General features: G+C 72.5%; 17 protein-coding genes. 1 reads left to right on the top strand and 16 read right to left on the bottom strand.

Features of this window, described 5'->3' with window-relative positions:
• The first annotated feature begins 165 nt into the window (after window positions 1–165).
• Window positions 166–588 (top strand): hypothetical protein, encoded by a 423-nt coding sequence (locus ACIBBF_RS24495; RefSeq protein ID WP_397418679.1) that lies wholly within the window; start codon window positions 166–168, stop codon window positions 586–588.
• Window positions 589–613: 25 nt separating this feature from the next.
• Here ACIBBF_RS24495 and ACIBBF_RS24490 read toward each other — a convergent pair whose 3' ends face one another.
• From ACIBBF_RS24490 to ACIBBF_RS24415, 16 genes are all read right to left on the bottom strand, one after another.
• Window positions 614–982, bottom strand: a complete 369-nt coding sequence (locus ACIBBF_RS24490) for a DUF2200 domain-containing protein (RefSeq protein ID WP_397418677.1) — start codon at window positions 980–982, stop codon at window positions 614–616.
• A gap of 68 nt (window positions 983–1,050) precedes the next feature.
• Window positions 1,051–2,103 carry a hypothetical protein gene (locus ACIBBF_RS24485; protein WP_397418675.1) on the bottom strand — a complete coding sequence of 351 codons (1,053 nt, stop codon included), beginning with the start codon at window positions 2,101–2,103 and terminating at the stop codon, window positions 1,051–1,053.
• Between the two features lie 263 nt (window positions 2,104–2,366).
• Window positions 2,367–6,737 (bottom strand): FtsK/SpoIIIE domain-containing protein, encoded by a 4,371-nt coding sequence (locus ACIBBF_RS24480; protein WP_397418673.1) that lies wholly within the window; start codon window positions 6,735–6,737, stop codon window positions 2,367–2,369.
• A 1-nt stretch (window position 6,738) separates the two neighbouring features.
• Window positions 6,739–8,406, bottom strand: a complete 1,668-nt coding sequence (locus ACIBBF_RS24475; protein ID WP_397418671.1) for a LysM peptidoglycan-binding domain-containing protein — start codon at window positions 8,404–8,406, stop codon at window positions 6,739–6,741.
• A 67-nt stretch (window positions 8,407–8,473) separates the two neighbouring features.
• Window positions 8,474–9,172, bottom strand: a complete 699-nt coding sequence (locus tag ACIBBF_RS24470) for a hypothetical protein (RefSeq protein ID WP_397418669.1) — start codon at window positions 9,170–9,172, stop codon at window positions 8,474–8,476.
• Window positions 9,169–9,840, bottom strand: coding sequence for a hypothetical protein (locus tag ACIBBF_RS24465; RefSeq protein WP_397418667.1), 672 nt, complete (start codon window positions 9,838–9,840; stop codon window positions 9,169–9,171). Before ACIBBF_RS24465 ends, ACIBBF_RS24470 begins: the two co-directional genes overlap by 4 nt.
• Before the next feature lie 5 nt (window positions 9,841–9,845).
• Complete coding sequence (locus ACIBBF_RS24460) at window positions 9,846–11,249, bottom strand: NfeD family protein (RefSeq protein WP_397418665.1); 1,404 nt, start codon at window positions 11,247–11,249, stop codon at window positions 9,846–9,848.
• A 59-nt stretch (window positions 11,250–11,308) separates the two neighbouring features.
• Window positions 11,309–11,587 carry a hypothetical protein gene (locus ACIBBF_RS24455; protein ID WP_397418663.1) on the bottom strand — a complete coding sequence of 93 codons (279 nt, stop codon included), beginning with the start codon at window positions 11,585–11,587 and terminating at the stop codon, window positions 11,309–11,311.
• Between the two features lie 6 nt (window positions 11,588–11,593).
• Window positions 11,594–11,890 carry a WXG100 family type VII secretion target gene (locus ACIBBF_RS24450; protein WP_119144031.1) on the bottom strand — a complete coding sequence of 99 codons (297 nt, stop codon included), beginning with the start codon at window positions 11,888–11,890 and terminating at the stop codon, window positions 11,594–11,596.
• A 99-nt stretch (window positions 11,891–11,989) separates the two neighbouring features.
• Window positions 11,990–12,538 (bottom strand): hypothetical protein, encoded by a 549-nt coding sequence (locus ACIBBF_RS24445; protein WP_397418661.1) that lies wholly within the window; start codon window positions 12,536–12,538, stop codon window positions 11,990–11,992.
• Window positions 12,535–13,221, bottom strand: a complete 687-nt coding sequence (locus ACIBBF_RS24440; protein WP_397418659.1) for a hypothetical protein — start codon at window positions 13,219–13,221, stop codon at window positions 12,535–12,537. Before ACIBBF_RS24440 ends, ACIBBF_RS24445 begins: the two co-directional genes overlap by 4 nt.
• The gene (locus ACIBBF_RS24435) at window positions 13,218–13,862 is read right to left on the bottom strand and encodes a hypothetical protein (protein ID WP_397418657.1); all 645 of its coding nucleotides are present in this window, start codon (window positions 13,860–13,862) and stop codon (window positions 13,218–13,220) included. The genes ACIBBF_RS24440 and ACIBBF_RS24435 overlap by 4 nt, the downstream gene beginning before the upstream one ends.
• Window positions 13,862–15,271 (bottom strand): putative T7SS-secreted protein, encoded by a 1,410-nt coding sequence (locus ACIBBF_RS24430; RefSeq protein ID WP_397418655.1) that lies wholly within the window; start codon window positions 15,269–15,271, stop codon window positions 13,862–13,864. Before ACIBBF_RS24430 ends, ACIBBF_RS24435 begins: the two co-directional genes overlap by 1 nt.
• A 7-nt stretch (window positions 15,272–15,278) precedes the next feature.
• Entirely contained in the window at window positions 15,279–15,560 is a 282-nt protein-coding gene (locus ACIBBF_RS24425; protein ID WP_119144033.1) for a hypothetical protein, read from the bottom strand.
• 5 nt (window positions 15,561–15,565) lie between these two features.
• Entirely contained in the window at window positions 15,566–15,862 is a 297-nt protein-coding gene (locus tag ACIBBF_RS24420; protein ID WP_119144031.1) for a WXG100 family type VII secretion target, read from the bottom strand.
• A 194-nt stretch (window positions 15,863–16,056) separates the two neighbouring features.
• Entirely contained in the window at window positions 16,057–17,433 is a 1,377-nt protein-coding gene (locus ACIBBF_RS24415) for a lipase family protein (RefSeq protein WP_397418652.1), read from the bottom strand.
• Window positions 17,434–17,702: the final 269 nt, after the last annotated feature.

Raw genomic sequence — 17,702 nt, 5'->3', positions numbered from 1 at the left:
CTGGCACCACCCCCCTTGCCCCGTCCATCACTCTCTTCCGCAACCATCATCTCGAACATTCGTCCGAAGTGCAGTGCGAATCGCGAATCTGTGGACAACCCCTCCCAGCGCCACGCATCACACCCGGCAGCCCCACGCCGAGAGCCAGACATAGGCTCATCCCCCATGGACCACGAACCCATGCGCCGGGTGGCCGAGTTCCGCACGACGTTCGACGGCGAGGCCAGGACCGGACACCCCGACGTGGCGGAGCACCGGCGAACCCTCCTGGTCGAGGAAGCCGCCGAGGCGGCCGAAGCACTCACGGACCTGGCGGAGGCCCTCCGTTCCGGCGCGGACCCGGCCGCCGCCTACCGGGCGGTCGCCAAGGAGCTCGCCGACGTCCTCTACGTCACCTACGGTGCCGCGGACACCCTGGGCATCGATCTGCCGGCCGTCTTCGTCGAGGTACACCGGTCCAACATGAGCAAGATCGGCGACGACGGCCGCGTCCTGCGCCGGGCCGACGGGAAGGTGCTCAAGGGCCCGGGTTACGAGCCCCCGGTCCTCGACGACGTCGTCGAGTGGTCGCACTCCGCCGACTCGTAGGCTCCGTGCGACCGGTCGGGGCCGGTCAGCCCGCCACCCGGTCGCTCCCCCGCAAGATCGACGTCATCTTCTTGCCGCGCGCGACCTCGTCGACCAGCTTGTCCATGTACCGGATCTGCTGCATCAACGGGTCCTCGATCTCCTCGACCCGGTACCCGCAGATCACACCCTTGATCAGGGCCGCGTTCGGGTTCATCGCGGGCGCCTCGGCGAAGAACGTCTCCAGGTCGACCCCGGTGTCGATCGCGGTGCGCAGCCCGGCGTCGTCGTACCCCGTGAGCCAGGTGATGACCTGGTCCAGCTCCTCCCGGCCACGGCCCTTCCGCTCCACCTTCTCCACGTAGAGCGGGTAGATGCTGGCGAAGCTCATGCTGAAGATCCGGTGTCGCGCCATGCCTCGACCATAACCGAGCCCACTGACAGCGGGCCTCGAGAAGCCTGATTGCGCCAGGCCCGCGGGCGTCAGCGCTCGCGCGCCCGCCGCCGACGACGCCGGGCCTCGGCGGCCTGGTCCTCGGCCGCATCGAGCTCGTCGTCGACGACGGCCAGCTCCGCGCGAGCCTCGTCGGCGGCGGCCCGTGCCTCGTCGAGCGACCGCCGTGCCGCGTCGCGCTCAGCGCCGAGCCGTTCGAGCTCCAGGTCGAGCCGCCGCACCTCCTCCTGCTCGCGCTCGACCGCCGTGTCCGCGGCGTGCAGCCGGTCCCGCACGCCGTCGCGGCGGTCCTCCAGCCGGTCCACCCGGGCGGCACTCTCCGCCACGGCTCGTTCGGCCTCGGCGAGATCCGCGGCGCCGTCCGCGTCCGTCTCGCCTGTGCCTGTCTCGCCTGTGCCTGTCTCGTCCGCGCCCGTCTCGCCGCCGCCCGTCCCGCCGCCGCCCGGTCCGCCATCACCCGGCCCGCCATCACCCGGCCCAGCATGAACCGCACCGCCATCACCTGACCCAACACCACCCGACCCGCCGTCAGCAGACCCCCCGCCACCCGGCCGCAGCGCGACCAGGTCGGCGTCCTCGCCCTGCTCGTCCACGATCCCGAACCCGACGTGCTGCAGCGCCCGCGAGAGGCGGCCGGCCCGGACCGCCGCAGCGGCGTCAGGATCCATCACGGCCGCCGTCAGGGTCTCGGTGAGCCGGTCGAGCACGGCCGCCGAGACCGCCCGCCCCCGGACCTCGCCCGCCTCGCGCACCGCGCGGACCAGCGCCTCGGTCCGCTCGCGCCGCAGATGGTCCAGTGCCCGGATCCGTCCGCGGTCCCGGTCCGCCGTCGCCGCCCGCAGCTCGTCGCCGAGAGTCGTGAGCGCCGCGACCTCCTCCGGCCTGTCCCGGACGACCTGGTTGACCACCCACGCGGCCACCGACGGCTTGGGCAGGCGCTTGATCCGCTCGGCGCCCAGGCGGTCGCCGCCGTCAGCCGCCAGACGGACGGCCGCGGCACGCCCCGCGACGAAGTCGTCGAGCGGGCTCGTGTAGAGCCGCTCGACGGCGGCGTCGAGGTCCGTCGGGTCCTGCGCGGGCACGCTCCTACCGTGGCACGCCGCCCGTACCCCGCGCGACCGCCACGCCACCAGCCACCAGCCACCAGCCACCAAACAACAACCAGCAGCCAGCAGCCAGCAGCCAGCAGCCAGCAGCCAGCAGCCAGCAGCCAGCAGCACCAAAGCACGAGGCGGGGGCCCGGGGCCCCCCCCCCCCCGGCCCCCCCCCCCCCCCCCCCCCCCCCCCCCCCCCCGCGGGGGCCCCCGCCCCCCCCCCCCCGGGCCCCCGCCTCGCCCTCGACCCCCTACAGCGTCGGCACCAGCAACGTCATCAGCTCCCCGGACCCGAGGTGCACCAGCGCCTTGCCAGGGCTCACCTGCGATGCCACGGCCGACCGGGGCAGGCTCGCCCCGACGAGGTCGCCGTCGAACCGGTCCGCCGGGCTGAGCAGGGCACCGCGCCGGTTCTTCTTGGCGTCGACCTGCCAGCCGGAGAACCCGCCGGCCACCTCGGAGGCGTCGCCGCCGATGACGAGCCCGCGCTGGTTGTCGCTCGCCGTGCGCAGGTAGGCCCGCAGCCAGGACTTGGCGGGGGCGTCGGCCACGAGCTCGGCGTCGTCCACGACGAGCACCACCGGGGTGCCGTCGGGGTCCAGGTGCGGTGCGAGCGCCTCTTCGGTCACCTCGTCCGGGTCCGTGATCAGGGCCCGCACACCCGGCTCGCCGGCGAGGTCGCGCAGCGCGCTCGCCCGCGGGGCGACCAGCACCAGCTCCGTACCCCCGCGCAGCATGGACCGGGCCATCACGGCGAGCATCGTGGACCGGCCCGAGCGGGCAGGTCCGGCCACGATGAACGTGGGCGCGTCGCCCGCGAGGTCCATGCCGTGTGCCGTGAGATCGTCGCCGCCCACGCCCAGCATCGCCCAGAGCGGCTTGGCGGCCTCGGGCCCGGCGTAGGCGTACGCGGCCTCGGCGGTGATGGTCGAGGGCAGGTCGTCGACCCGGAACGGGCCGGTGCCCGGCACCACGTCCTCGCGCTCCCGGATCGCGGCGGCCAGCGTGCGGGCGGCCGCGGTCTGGGCCCGCCCTGCGGGGTCCTCGCCGAGGATCGCCACCTGCACCTCGCGCCCGGAACCGGACCGGAAGGCCCGCCCGGCGGGCACCTCGTCCGGCACGTTCTTGTGCGCGATCCCGGCCATCCCGTAGTCGAACTTGTCGGTGAGCCGCAGCACCACCGCGTCGTCGGTGAGCACGCCCATCCGGCTCGACAGCAGGGAGCGGTCGCCCGCGAGCAGCAGGTGGATGCCCGCGCTCGCGCCGTCGCGCAGCAGCTCCTGTACGGCGTCCACCAGGGCGCCGCCGTCGACCTCGCCGTAGGTGGACACGAAGCTCTCCCACCGGTCGATCAGCAGCATGATCCGCGGCAGCCGCTCGCCGGCCGGCGCCAGCTCGCGCTGCTCGGTGACGCTGGCGTAGTTGCCGTCGCCCAGCACCTTCTGCCGGCGACCCAGCTCGGCCGTGAGGCGGGTGAGCAGGCGCGTGGCCCGCTCCTCCTGCCCGCGCTGCACGACGGCGCCCGTGTGCGGCAGCTCGTCCAGCACCGCGAGCGCCCCGTTGCCGCAGTCGATCCCGTACAGGTGCAGGTCGGCCACGGACATCCGCTCGGCGGCAGCGAACGCCGTCGTGCGCAGGGCCGTGGACCGGCCGGTGCCGGGGGCGCCCACGACGTACCGGTGCGTGAACTCGTCCAGGTCGATGACGGCGGGGCCCTGCCGCTGCGCGGCGGGGTCGTCCTCCACCGCCCACGCGAAGGCCGAGGGGGATGCGGGCTGTGCCACGGTGTCCAGCGACAGCAGCTCGGACAGCGCGGGCAGCCAGGGGCGGCGGGGCTGCGGCAGCTCGCCGAGCACGGCAGCCTCCCGCAGCGCGTCCACGACGGCGGACAGGTCGGTCTGGACGTTCTCCGTCCGGGCCGCCTTGGGCCGCCGGGGCGCGGGGGCCCCGAGGTCGCCGAGGCCGATCCGGGCGATGTACGGCGGTTCGACCTCTGCGGCCTGCCGCGTCGACAGCCGCCGTCCGCCCACCCGGGCGGACTGGAAGGGCAGCAGCGACGCCGCCCCGAGGCGGGCGTAGGCCCGGCCGGGCTGCGACTTGGCGATCTGCGCGGCCTCCGGGGAGTCGATGACGTCGGAGGACTCCCCGGCGTCGGTCATCCGCAGGGCGACGCGCAGGTTGGTGTTCGCGCGGATCTCGGGCGAGATCACGCCGGACGGCCGCTGCGTGGCCAGGATGAGGTGGATGCCGAGCGAGCGCCCGCGCTGGGCGATGTTGACCAGGCCGGTGACGAAGTCGGGCAGCTCGCGCGCCATCGAGGCGAACTCGTCGATGACGATGAGCAGGCGCGGCAGGGTCTGCCCCACGTGGCCGCGCCGCTGGGCGTCGAGGTAGTCCTCCAGGTCCTTGGCGCCGATCTCCGCGAGCACGTGCTCGCGGTAGGTCAGCTCGGCGCGCAGGGAGGCCAGGGCCCGCTCCACGAGGTGGGTGTCGAGGTCGGTGACCATGCCGACGGTGTGGGGCAGCAGCTCGCACTGGCTGAACGCGGCACCGCCCTTGTAGTCCACGAGCACGAAGTTCATGGTCTGCGGCGTGTTCACCACGGCCAGCGACGCCACGACCGTCTGGAGGAACTCCGACTTGCCGGAACCGGTGGTGCCCGCGACCAGCGCGTGCGGCCCGTCCCGGACCAGGTCGAGGTGGAACGGCCCGTCCAGCGAGACGCCGACGACGGCGTCCGTGGAGCCCGATCCTGCCTTCCAGCGCTGCAGCGCCGTGGGCCCGTCCAGGTCCTCGATGCCGAGCACCTCCACGAGGCGCGCCGAGTCCGGGATGAGCCCCGAGCCCTCGGTCGCGGTGACGTCGCGCGTGGCGGCGACGGCGCGGGCCACGGGCTCGTACCAGGAGTCCTCGACCTCGTCGACGGTGATCCGGCGGACGTCGTCGGCGTCGTGCCGGCGCAGCAGCATGCCACCCTCGGCGCGGGCCAGGGCGACGACCGAGCACTCCTCAGGCAGGAGCTGCTCGTCGCCGTCGAGGCAGACCACGCTGACGCCCACGCCGGGCCCGTCGCGCAGGATGGTGACGACGCCGGGCAGGGCGCGCAGCCGGCGGGCGCCGTCGAGCACCACGACCACCTGGGGGCCGCCCACGGTGGTGCCGTGGGCCTTCTCCATGGCCGCCCGGCGCTCGGTGATCAGGGCGTTCACCTCGGCGACGCGCGCGGCGAGCGTCTCGGTGGTGGTACCGATCATGGCCACGGCGTCCTGCCCGAACGAGGGCCGCACGTGCGGCAGCCAGGCCGCCCAGGCCCACTCGGCCACGTGCTCGGTCGCGGTCAGCACGTACACCTGCACGTCGCGGGGGCTCTGCAGCACGCCGAGCTGGCCCACCATCCAGCGGGCCCGGCGCCGCGGCCAGTCCCCCGGACCCGCGAGGCCGACGACGCCCGCCTCCCGCAGCGGCACCGTCACCGGGACCGACCGCATGGTGGCCCGCGTCTTGCGCCGGTGCTCGGGCTCGGCGCTGTCCTCGACCTCGACCTGGCTGGTCATGTCCGCCAGGCCGAGCCGCACGGCCAGGTGGTCGGGGTCGGTCGAGCGGCGCTCCCAGAGGCGGCGCGTCGGCGTGGTCGCGATGAGCCGCAGCTCCGCAGCGCCCGGGCTGGAGACCCGGTACCGGTGCTGCTCGCGCCGCACGGCGTCGAGCACCTCGGCCTCCAGGGCCGCGCGCTCCTCCTGGTGCTTCTTGACCTGCTCGCGGTGGGTGACCTTCCCGTTGCGCTTGGAGGTCCACCAGCTGCCCAGGTACATCAGGGGCGAGGCCAGCGCGAACAGCAGGTAGGCCGGGTTGCGGAAGACGAGCGCCGAGACCACGCTCAGCACCGCCGGCATGGCCATGGCCAGCCAGGGCAGCGGGTTGCGCGACGGCTGCAACGGCTCGGCGGGCAGCCGGAAGCGGGTCGCCGGCATGGGCGGCAGGAGCCGCGGCGGCCGGTTGTAGTCGAGCGTGCCGGGCTCCTTGCCGGGCCGCAGGTCGGCGTCCGACCGGGTCGCGGCCTGCACGGTGAGCACCGTGCGGCCCACCCGCACCTGGGTGCCGGCCGGCCAGGCCTCCTCCTGCTCGCCGAGGGGCTCCTCCGACCGGTCCAGCTCGACCGTCTGGCCGGCCGACCGGGGGTCGGGCACGCGCCGCACGCGGACCGTGCCGTCCATCCCCACCGCCACGGCCAGGACCGGCAGGGTGCCGTCGCGCCGTCCGTCCACGTGGATCCCGCCCTCGCGGTCCACCTGCACCACCGATTCGCCGACGCCGAGCCGCACCACGGCGCCCGCGCCGACACCGCCGGTGACGCACAGGTCCACGGGGCCGGCCGGTGCAGGCGCGGCGTCCGCGCCGCCGAACGTCACGACCGCACCGTCCCGCAGCGGCGTGCCGCCCACCAGGCGCTCGGCCTCCGTGCCGCCCACGGGGCGGCCGTCGACGTGCAGGACGCCGCCCCGCGGGGCGCCCACCTCCGCGCCCAGCCGGGCGGCGAGCTCGGCCGTCTCGGTGGCCTCGTCCACGTCGAGGGCGAGCAGCGCCTCGCGCTCCCCGTGCCGCGCTGTGATCAGGGCATGCATGTCACTCCCCCGCCCGGCGCACCGACGTCGCGTCGTTGTACCGCACCTCGGGCAGGAACCCGCTGCGCAGCCAGCCGGCGTCGTCGGCGGTGAAGCGCCACTTCGCGGTGGGGACGGCACCCAGGACGATCACGACCCAGCCGAAGCGCGGGTTGGCGAACCGCGCCGCCAGCATGTCGATCTGGGACACGGACGGCGCCTGCGACAGCACCAGCACACCGCCCGCCTCCGACTCCAGCTCGGGCACGAGCTGCTCCACGGTGTTCAGGTGCTCCGCGAGCTCGGCCTGCGGCAGCCCGTTGCCGACCATGACCACGCGCGGGTCGTCCGACCACGGGTTGCCCGTGAACTCGCCCAGCCAGCGGCGCAGCACCTCGTGGCGGGCCCGCGTGGGGCCGTCCAGGCTGATGAGGCCGCGGGCCTGGCCGAAGTCCACCAGCACGCGGCCGGTGTCGGCCACGCCCACGGTGACCAGGCGGGAGAACCGCGACGTCGGATCGGTTGACGCCGGGTCCGCCTGCAGCCGGCCCAGCGGCGCCGACCAGCTCGCGCCGTCCTCGTTCGCGACCCACGGCGCCGGTGCGGGCGTGGCGGGGTTGGACAGCCGCACCCGCAGGGCGGAGCCCTCGATGAACACCGCGGCGATGCCCGGCACGGGCAGCCCGTCCCGCTCGCACGCGGCCACCAGCACGCGCAGCGCCCGGTCCACCATCCAGGCCGACGACGTGTCCGTGCGGAGCAGGCTGTCGTCGAACGGCTCGCCGCCCTTCGCGCGACGGCGCAGCAGCACGTACGCGACGAGCGAGCCCACCAGCAGCACCACCACGGCCGCGACACCCACGACGATCGGCACGACGTCGGCCGACCCGCCGGTGGTCTCGTCCGCCGACGGCGTGGTCGCCGGGCTCGACGCAGGCGCCGACTCCTGGCCCGCGACGGGCAGCGGGCCGTGCTGCAGCCCCTCACCCTCGGCGTCCTCGGGCATCTGGAGCACCCAACCCACCTCGACGACGTCCTCGGTGGTCATCTTCTGACCGTCGGGCTGCTCACGCCCCTTGTTCAGCTCGAAGATCTCCCGGTAGCGCTCGCCGTCGCCCAGCAGCTTCTCGGCGATGCCGTAGAGGAACTCCGGATCGCCCTCCGGCGTCGTCGCCACGATGTAGTACGGCACCTCCGGCGCCGCCGACTCCTCGCCGGCGGCCGGCTCGGACGCGCCGCCCGCCGGCTCGCCCGGCTCGGACACCCCGGCGGGCAGCGGGCCGGTCTCGATGCCCTCGCCCTTGGCGTCGGCGGGCATCTCCAGCACCCAGCCGGGCACCAGGATCTCGGGCTTGGTGACCTTGTTGCCGTCGGGCTGGGTGCGGCCCTCGTTCAGCTCGAAGATCTCCATGTAGCGGTTGCCGTCGCCGAGGAACCGCTCGGCCAGCTCGAACAGGAACTCCGGGGTGCCGTCCGGGGAGGTCTGGACGACGTAGTACTTGACGTCCTCGTCCCCGGCAGCGCGGACCGGGTGCGCGGCGACCGGTCCGGCGGCAGCCGCCCGGGCGACGACGGAGGCGGGAACGGTCGGCGCGGCGGTCAGGCCCGCCGCGGGTGTGACGGCCGCCGCGGCGGCCAGGGACAGGGCCGCCGCGGCGAGCGCGGCGGCGGTGCGGTGGACCAAGTGCACTGTTGCTCCGTCTTCAGATGTGGTGCTGCGTCGATGGGTTCGTCGGGCAGGTCGTTCGTGGTCGCGCTCAGGCGGAGCCGGGCACCACGCGCTCAGGGATCCCCTGGAGGTCGGCACCGGGCCCCGCCCAGCGGAAGGTCGTCATCACGGCGTCGAAGAACAGGACCAGTGCCTCGGCGAGCATCTGGGAGCTGTGGTTGTTCCACACCGTCGAGAACGACAGGAGCAGCCACTCGCCGGCCTCCTCGTCGCGGGACACCGCGTAGACCACCTGCCGGGTGGACAGCTCCGGCCAGGTGTCGTCGCGCCGTGCCCGGTGCCGGGTGTGCACCACGCGGACGCCGGGGCGCCCGTCGAGCTCGACCAGGTCACTGTCCTCGTAGTCGTCGCCGAGCACGGCGGCCACCACCTGCAGCGGGTCGCTGCCGGCCTCGCCCACCCACTCGACCTCCGCGATGGAGGCGGGAACCTGCACGCCCTCCATGGGCTCGGTCGGCAGGTAGACGGCCCCCGTGCCGGCGTCGCGCGCCTCGCTGAGGTTCTTGTACAGCTCGTCGCGCAGCATGCGGCGGAACGGCTCGACCTTGTCACGCGGCATCGAGTCCGGCAGCGCCCGCAGGACGACCTCCTCGATCGCACGGTCCAGCTCGCGCTCCCGGCCCTCGCCCGTCGGGAACCGCGCCCACCCGGGCGGGAGCAGCATCAGCCAGGCGTCGGTCGGCTTGCCGCTCCGCGCCTCGGGCCCGGTGGCCTGGTCCTGGGTCATGTCGCGCTCCCGGTGGTCCGCACGGCGGGCAGCAGCTCGTCGAGCGCCTCGCTCACCGTGTCGACGATGAAGAGGTCCTGGGTACGCCACAGGATCACGGTGTCCACCACGCCGTCGGGGGTCTCGGTGCGCCGGCCAAGGCCGATGCTCAGCCAGGCGCTCCCGTCGGGGGCGATGTCGAGGCGGGTGACGCGGACGCCGTCGCCGTCGGGCAGGTCGAGGTACTCGACGTTCGGCGCCTCGAACGGGGTGCCACCCGTGGCTCCCACGGCCCGCAGCAACGCGTCGTCCGGCGCGTCCGGCTCCCCCGCCGCCACGCTCACCAGGACCGGGACCGGGCCGTGGTCCCGCAGCCCGAGCAGGGCCACGACCCGGGTGCCCTCCGGCACCTCGTCGGCGTAGGTCCGCAGGTTCTCGACGGCGGCGGCGACCTGCTGGTGCAGCTCGGCACGCTCCTCGGCGGAGATCTCGTCGCCGGGCGCGTCGCCCTCGGACGCCTCGTCCTCCGCGATCCGCAGCTCCAGCGCCCGCCGGACCGCCTCGACCACGCCGTCCTGCCAGGCGGCGATCGCCCCGGCCGACTCCGACCGGGTCGTGGGCACCACCGTCCACCACTCCGGCGGGTCGACGGTCCACGTCGGCTCCTGCCCGACGGCGGTCCCTGTCATCGTCGTCATTCCAGGCCCTCCGGACCCTTGTACGGGGTCGTCATGTGCTCTTCCTCGAACGGCTTCGTCCCGTCGAAGTTGTTGCGGAGGTCCTCCCCGTCGAACGACGTGCCCGGGACGCCGGTGCTCCACGCGCCCGACGCGAAGCCGACGAACCACATGCCCGAACCCAGGGCGTAGACCCGCTTGGGGATCACGCTGTGGATCATCGGGAGCCCGAGGTTGTCGATGGCCGCGCTGATCTCCTTGAACTTCTTGGTGCCGCCCAGGCCGATGGCGGCGGAGAACTCCCACACCTTCCAGGCCGCGGGATTGATCTTCAGGGCGTTGTCCAGGCCCTTGACGCTGTTCAGCGCCTCGGCGATCTTGATGCTGTTCGCCTTCGCGGCGTCGTCGACCATGCCCGTGGTGATCCGGAACGGCTTGACGCTGAGCTGCCCCAGCTTGGTCAGCAGCGACCCCTGCTTCGTGAGCTCGCCGATCTGGCCGATCTTCGTGACCTTGGCGGCGTTCGCGACGCTCTTCAGTCCCGTGGTCGCCTTCTCGATCAGCTTCGAGGCCCACTTGCCGCCGAAGGCGGTCAGCACGCCGAGGGCGCCCCAGACCACGCCCATCCAGCTCTCCTCGCCGGTGGCGGCCAGCACCACGGACCCGCCCAGCGCGACGAGGCCCACGACGAGCGCCGCCGTCCCGAGCCATTGCAGTCCTGGGATGATCATCGCCACGATGGCCAGGGCCATGCCGATCCAGCCGAGCACCTCCACGAGTCCCTTGAGGAACTTCATGAACCCGTGGTAGGCCGCCTCCTGCCACGAGTGGTGGAGGTCGTCGGTCTTCCAGTTCTCCTTGATCTTGGTCACGGCGGCCTCCGCCGCCGCGTCCAGCGCCGCCATGGCGTTGGCCGCCTTCGTCCGCGCGGCCTCGAGGTCGCCCTCGGCGTCGGCGATCTTGTTCGCCCGGTCGCGCGACGCCTGGCGGTCGTCGTCGGACAGCGGCGGCGCGTCGTCCGGCCGGCTCTCGTTCTCCGGGTCGGGCAGACCTTCGGCGCCCTTCTTGTCCCCGGCGGCCGCCTCGGCGGCGGCCAGGGCCTTCGCCGTCTCCGAGCGCGCCGTCTGCAGCTCCGGCTGGTACGTCGTGAGCGCCGCCTGGACGTCGTCGTACCGGGCCCCCGCCTTGCCGAGGTTCTCGTGGGTCTTCCCGGCACGCTCGCGGATGGCGTCGGCGGACTCACCCTTGAGCAGGTTCTCGTCCCCCTCGCCGATCTTCTTGAGGAGCGCCGCCTGCGCGGTCATCGCGTCAGCGATGTTCTTGTAGTGCCTGATCAGACCCGTCAGCTCCGACCCGTCGGCCGGGACGGGGTCGGAGTCGTAGCCGAGCAGGTCCCACTGACCCGCGCGGGCGGCGCTCATCCAGTCTCCTTCGGTGATGCACGTTCGGTGCGGGGCGTCGGGTTCTCGCCGGACGAGCCCTAGGACTTCAGCGAGCCCTCCAGGTCGGTCTCGACGCTGTCCCAGGCCTCGGCGGACTGCTCCATCTTTTCCTGGAGGTCCTTGACGTTCTCCTGGAGCTTCTCGCGCTTGACCCACCAGTCGTCGATGAAGTCGTCCATGGCGCCGGCGACCTTCTTGTGGCCGAAGATGTCGCCGCCGTCCCACTTCTCGCTCATGTGCTCGAGCTCGTGGAGGACACCCTTGAGCTGCTCGGCGCCCTCGTTGATGACCTCCTTGGTGACGATGACGTCAGCCACGGCGGACTACTTGTTCAGCGCGTTGGCGAGCTCTTCGTCCGTCTTGCGCAGCGCATCGGCAGCCTGCTTCAGGTAGTCACCGATACCCGTCAGACCCTCCATGACCTGCTTGCCACCCTTGTCCAGCTCCTTGTACGACTCATCGAACGCCTTCGACGACTTGTCCGTCACATACCCGTCCTGCACCAGCGAGTCCACCATCGACCGCAGCTGGTTCAGCTTCGACTGCATGTCATCCGACTCCTGCTTCATCCGCTGCGCAGCGTCTTCCATCTCCTGGAAGGTCACCTTGATGTTCGCCATGGCCCGGTCCTCTCGCGTTGCCTCGTGGAAACTCGTCGAAAAACAGGGTGATAGTACACGAATCGGGTGGGTGAAACTGGATCGTAGATCACACTCGTCTCAGGATGATCCGGGCACCCTCCGCTGCGGGAGGTGTCGCGGCTGCGCACCGTGCCCGACCCACGAGAACGTGCCCATGGCCGCGTCGAAGAACGCCACGAGCGCGTCGGACAGGGCCTTGGCGGGTGTGCTGTCCCAGGCGGTGCTGAGCGTGAGTGCCAGCCACGCCCCGGCGGCGACGTCCCGCGAGACCACGTAGGTGACCTGGTGCGCCACCACGGCCCGGCCGGACGGCTCGCGAACCGCGCGCGTGCTCGTCAGCCGCACCCCGGGACGCCCGTCCAGGTCCGCCGGTTGGCACCGCTCGTACCCGTGGGACAGGATCAGCGCACCGACCTCCTCGGCACTGCGCCCGCCGACGCCGTCCAGCTCCACCTCCGTGACCGACGCCGGGATGCCGCTGCCCGCCTCGGGCGTCACGGGCCGGTAGACCGCGAGCGCACCGGCCTCACCCGGGAACCGTTCCCAGCCGGCGGGCAGCACGAAGGCCCAGCGGTCCGTGGAGCCGCCGCTCGCCGGGACCGACCCCGTGCCCGTCCGGCCGGTCACGACGGGGCTCCGGCGTCTTCGGCCACGGGGAGGTCCAGCGGGTTCGCGCCGGGCCCGGCCCAGCGGAAGGTCGTCATCACGGCGTCGAAGAAGAACACCAGGGCCTCGGCCAGCCGTTCGGACTCCTCGCTGTTCCAGACCGTGCTGAACGAGAGCACGAGCCACTCGCCGTCGGTCTCGTCCCGCGACACGACGTACACGACCTGCCGGGTCGAGATCGGCGGGAGGTCGTCGCCCTGGTCCGTCTCGAGGGTCGTGTCCAGGAGGCGGACGCCCGGACGTCCGTCGACCTCGACGAGCTCGCTCTCCTCGTAGCCCTCGACGAGCACCTCCGCGGCCACCGCGAGCGGGTCGGCTCCCGCGTCACTGACCAGCTCCACCTCCGTCAGGGACGCGGGGATCATCACCCCGTTCATCGGCTCGGTGGGCAGGTACACCGCCCCGGCACCCGCGGTGCGCGCGTCGGTGAGCGAGTCCCGCAGGCCGTCGGCCAGGAGGCGGCGGTACGGCTCCGCCGAGTCGCGCGGCAGGTCGTCGGGCACCGCGCTCGCCACCACGGCGTCGATCGCCTCGTCCAGCTCGCGGACGAACTCGTCGCCGGTCGGGAACCGCACCCAGCCCGGCGGGAGCAGCAGCGCCCAGGCATCGGTCGGCTTGCCGTCAGCCACGTTCGCGTCGGTCATGGTGTGCTCCTGGTGACGCGCACGGCGGGCAACAGCTCGTCGAGCAGCTTGGTCATGGCCGGCGCCCGCAACAGGTCGGGGGACCGCCACTGGAGCACGGTGTCGACCACGGCGTCGGGGTGCTCGGTGCGCCGTCCGAGGCAGATGCTCATCCACGCACCGCCCGTCCCGGCGTCGAGGTCCAGCCGCGTGACGCGCATGCCGTCGCCATCCGGAAGGTCGAGGTGCTCGATCGTGGGCGGCGCGACGGGGTGACCGCCGGTGGAGCCGAGCGCTGTCATCAGGTCGTCACCCGCGTCGCCGGGCGGTTCCACGCCGACCGTGACGAGCACCGGCACGGGGGTCACGTCCGGCACGCGGAGGGTGGCGGCCACGCGCGCACCCGAGCCGATCACGCCGTCGGCGAAGGCACGCAGGTTCGCCACGGACCGCGCCGCGACGTCGGCGTAGAGCTGGTGCAGCGCCTCGCCCTCCCCTGTGCCCGGCCCTGTGTCCGGCTCGTCGTCGAGGTCCGCGTGGATCATCGCCGCCACGTCTCGCTCCCATCGAGCGAGCTCGTCGGGCGGCAGCATGCCGGCGGCGGGCACCAGCAACCAGCCCTCGGGCTGCTCGACCCGCCAGCTCCATCCGTCCGTGGCCATCAGACCGGGTTCTCCCCGGTCAGCCCGGCGTAGTTGGCGTCGTGCCAGCCGTCGTTGTTCTTGCGCGGGTCGTCGGGGTTGAGGATCGAGGGGTTCATCATGCTGAACGGACGGCCGAACCAGCTGATGCCGTAGGAGATCGGGCCGAGATACATCCAGGGCTTGATCTGGAACATCGGCCCGAGCAGACCGATGTTGCCCGCGATCTTGCGGACGTCCCTGATGTCGCTGATGCCGATCAGCCGGTCCCAGCGGTAGTCGCCCTTGGGCCACGCCTTCGTCAGCCGGCTCCAGTCCTCCTTGAGCACCCACCTCGGTTTGGTGAACATGTGCCACCAACCCGGGCTCACCGACGTCTTGTCGAGGAAGGCCCTGAGGTTCTTCGCCTCCAGGACGAGCTTGGACAGCTTGTCGCTGACGATCCTGCTGGCCACCGGCCGGCCGGTCACGTGACGCAGGAGGCTGAGGTTCTTCGCGATGTCCGCCTCGATCCTGGTCAGCTTCGATGCTCCTCCCACGCCCAGCCCGATGCCCTGGACACCCTTGAGGCTGCTCGCCATCTTCGCCGCGACCCCGATCCCCACCAGGCTCAGCACCCCGAGGATGACCCCGAGCCAGCTGCCCTCGCCCTGGGCCGCCAGGACGAGGCTCGCGAGCGTGGAGGCGACGGCGGTCGCGACGCCGAGGAACGCGATGACGTTCAGCCCGGGCACCAGGATCGCGAGCACTGCGAGCGCCAGCCCGATGTACGTCAGCACCTCGACCAGCGCCTTGAGCACCTTGTTGAGCCCGTGCACGAACGCGTCCCAGCCCGAGGTGTGCAGGCCGTCGACCTTCCAGTTCTCCCTGATCCTGGTGGCCGCGGCCTCGGCGGCGGTCCGGAGCGCCGCGAGGGCGTCGACGACCTTCTTCTTCGCCGCGTCGAGGTTCCCGTTGGCGCTGTCGATCGCGCCCGCGCGGTCGGCCGACTCCTTCTTCTCGTCGTCGGTCAGCGGCTCGGCGTCCGGGGGCCGGTTCGCGTTCACGGGATCCGGCAGGCCCTCCGCGACCTTCAGCTTCTTGCTGGCCTCCTCGGCCTCGGTCACGCCCTCCCAGGTCTTGGTCCGGGCGGCGTCCAGCGCCGGCCGGTAGGTGTCGAGCGCTCTGTACACGTCGTCGTACCGCTCACCGGCCTTGCCGAGGGCGTCGGCGCTCTCGCGGGCGCGCTTGCGGAAGGCGTCCGCGGACTTGCCCTTGAGGAGCCGGACGTCGCCGTCGCCGATCCGCTTGAGCAGCGCGGACTGCTCGGTCATCGCCTCGGAGATCTCCTTGTAGTGCTTGATGATCCCGTCCAGTGTGGTGGGGCTGGCGGGGACCGGGTCCGAGTCGTGACCGACCAGGTTCCATTCCGCGAGGCGAGCGGCGCTCATCCGTCTCCTACTTCTGCTCGAAGACCGAGGCCAGCTGGTCCTCGGTGTCGGTCCAGGTCTTCGCGGCCTCGTCCATCTTCTTGGTGAGGTTGTCGAGCTGCTGCTGGAGCTTCTCGCGCTTGACCCACCAGTCGTCGATGAAGTCGTCCATGGCCTTCTTCAGCACGTCGTCGCCCCAGACGGTGCCCTCGTCCCAGAGCTTCGACATGTTCTTGAACTCGTCGTTGATCGCCTTGAGGTCCTTGGCGGAGTCCTCCAGGACCTCTTTGGTGACGATGACGTCAGCCACGGCGACTACTTGTTCAGCGCGTTGGCGAGCTCTTCGTCCGTCTTGCGCAGCGCATCGGCAGCCTGCTTCAGGTAGTCACCGATACCCGTCAGACCCTCCATCACCTGCTTGCCACCCTTGTCCAGCTCCTTGTACGACTCATCGAACGCCTTCGACGACTTGTCCGTCACATACCCGTCCTGCACCAGCGAGTCCACCATCGACCGCAGCTGGTTCAGCTTCGACTGCATGTCATCCGACTCCTGCTTCATCCGCTGCGCAGCGTCTTCCATCTCCTGGAAGGTCACCTTGATGTTCGCCATGACGCGGGTCCTCTCGCTCGTGCGGGTGCGTGCGTACGGTGCAATCGTCATCAATCGGACCAACCGGACGGCGACGCGAACGTGAACGCCCGGGGAACAGGCAGCATCCATCAGCGCAGGTCAGGGACCAGAACGCGACGGCGGCGCCCCACCCGGGCCGGGTGGGACGCCGCCGTCGTGTCGTGCGCTGGGCTCTAGCAGTGCGCGAGGAAGGGCCGCTCCCGGAACCGCCCGTCGAGGAAGGCGACGACACCGGGCGCGCCGGTCACCATGGTCGAGACGTGCTCGCCGAGGTGCCACTCCCACTGCACGTCCGCACCTGCGGCGCAGTACTCGTCCCGCAGCGTGCGGGCCTGGCCCGGGGCGACGATCTCGTCGAGCGTCCCGTGGTAGAGCCGGACGGGCACGTCGGGCGGGTTGGCGCCGAGGCGGTTCTCGTCGAGCCGCGCCTGCCAGGCCGCCTCGTGCAGCGGGTTCGTCGTCGTGAACATGCCGATGTCCTGGAAGGCGTGCCCGAGCGTCGCGTCCACGCAGGCGTCCTGCTCGTCCTCGTAGGTCTGGCGGCCACGCTCGTTGAGGTACGAGTGCAGGTCGAGCTCCGGGTAGGCGGCGTCCAGCCCGTAGGCCGCCAGCAGCAGGAAGCCGAACCCGACCTGACCGTCGAGCCCCTCGGCCACCTCGGTGAGGTCCGCGGGCACGCCGCCCGCCGCGATGCCGACCAGGTCGAGCTCCGGCGCGTAGGCGGGCTGCAGCTCACCCGCCCACATCGCTCCCCCGCCTCCCTGGGAGTAGCCGGAGAACGCGACCTTGCCCCCGGCCTCCAGGCCCGTGGCAGGCAGGTTGGTCGCGGCGCGCACCATGTCGATGACGGCTCGCCCCTCCGACTGCCCGACGACGTACGTGTGCATGCCCGGCGTGCCCAGACCCTCGTAGTCGGTGACCACGACCGCCCAGCCCTTGAGCAGCATCGGCTCGATGAACGGCCGTTCGTAGTCGAGCCAGCGCGACGGCGCGCACGTGTCCCCCACCCCGCGGGTGCCGCTCGCCACGGACACGATCGGACGGGCGCCTTCGCCCCGCCACGGCGTGGTCGGCACCAGCACCCGTCCCGTCACGGGGACGTCCTGCCCGGTCGCGTTCGTCGAGTGGTACATCACGAGGTAGTTGCGGGCGCTGAGCCGGCGGGGCTCCTCGCGCCAGCGGACCACCTCGCCGTCCTCGCCGTCGGGCAGCGGGGCGGGCGGGGTGTAGAAGTCGTCCATCGCGACGGACTGGTGCGGCACGGTGGGCAGGTCGGGCAGGTCGGGACCTGACGCGGTGGTGGACGACGGCGACGCAGCGGCGCCGGACGGCAGGGCGGCGCCAGGCACCGCCACCGGACCGCCGGCCGCGAGGACCTCGGCGGGCGCGAGGGCCTCGGCGGGCGCGAGGGCCTCGGCGGGCGCGGCGCCCAGGGCCGCAACGGTGACGACGGCCAGACCCCCGACGGCGGCGTTCCAGCGGAGCCGCGCGCGGCGCCTCCCGCCCCTCGGTCGTGCGGACAGGTGACGCGAACGGTGAGCGTGGGGCATCGGATCTCCTCGTCGAGGTCCACGGAGGCACGTCGTCGTGCACCCGGGTCCGTGAGCGGACCGTTACTGACTGTAACCCCAATAACATCCGGACAACAGGGTCCGCGCCGTCAACGGCGGTGCGTGGCTTCGGTCCCCTGTCATCGCCGCAGAAGCACGTTCGGTCGGTTGCCTCGAGATCGGCCGCTCAACCGACCGATCTCAAGGCAACCGACCGAACCCAGGGGTCTTGCGGGGGCCACGGGCCGCAGTAGGGGGGCGGGGCGGCC

The sequence above is a fragment of the Promicromonospora sp. NPDC050880 genome (assembly GCF_044456525.1).
In the GTDB taxonomy this organism is placed as follows: Bacteria; Actinomycetota; Actinomycetes; order Actinomycetales; family Cellulomonadaceae; genus Promicromonospora.
Note: the sequence above shows the minus strand (reverse complement) of the source record. Positions and strands in the feature narration are given on the sequence as shown.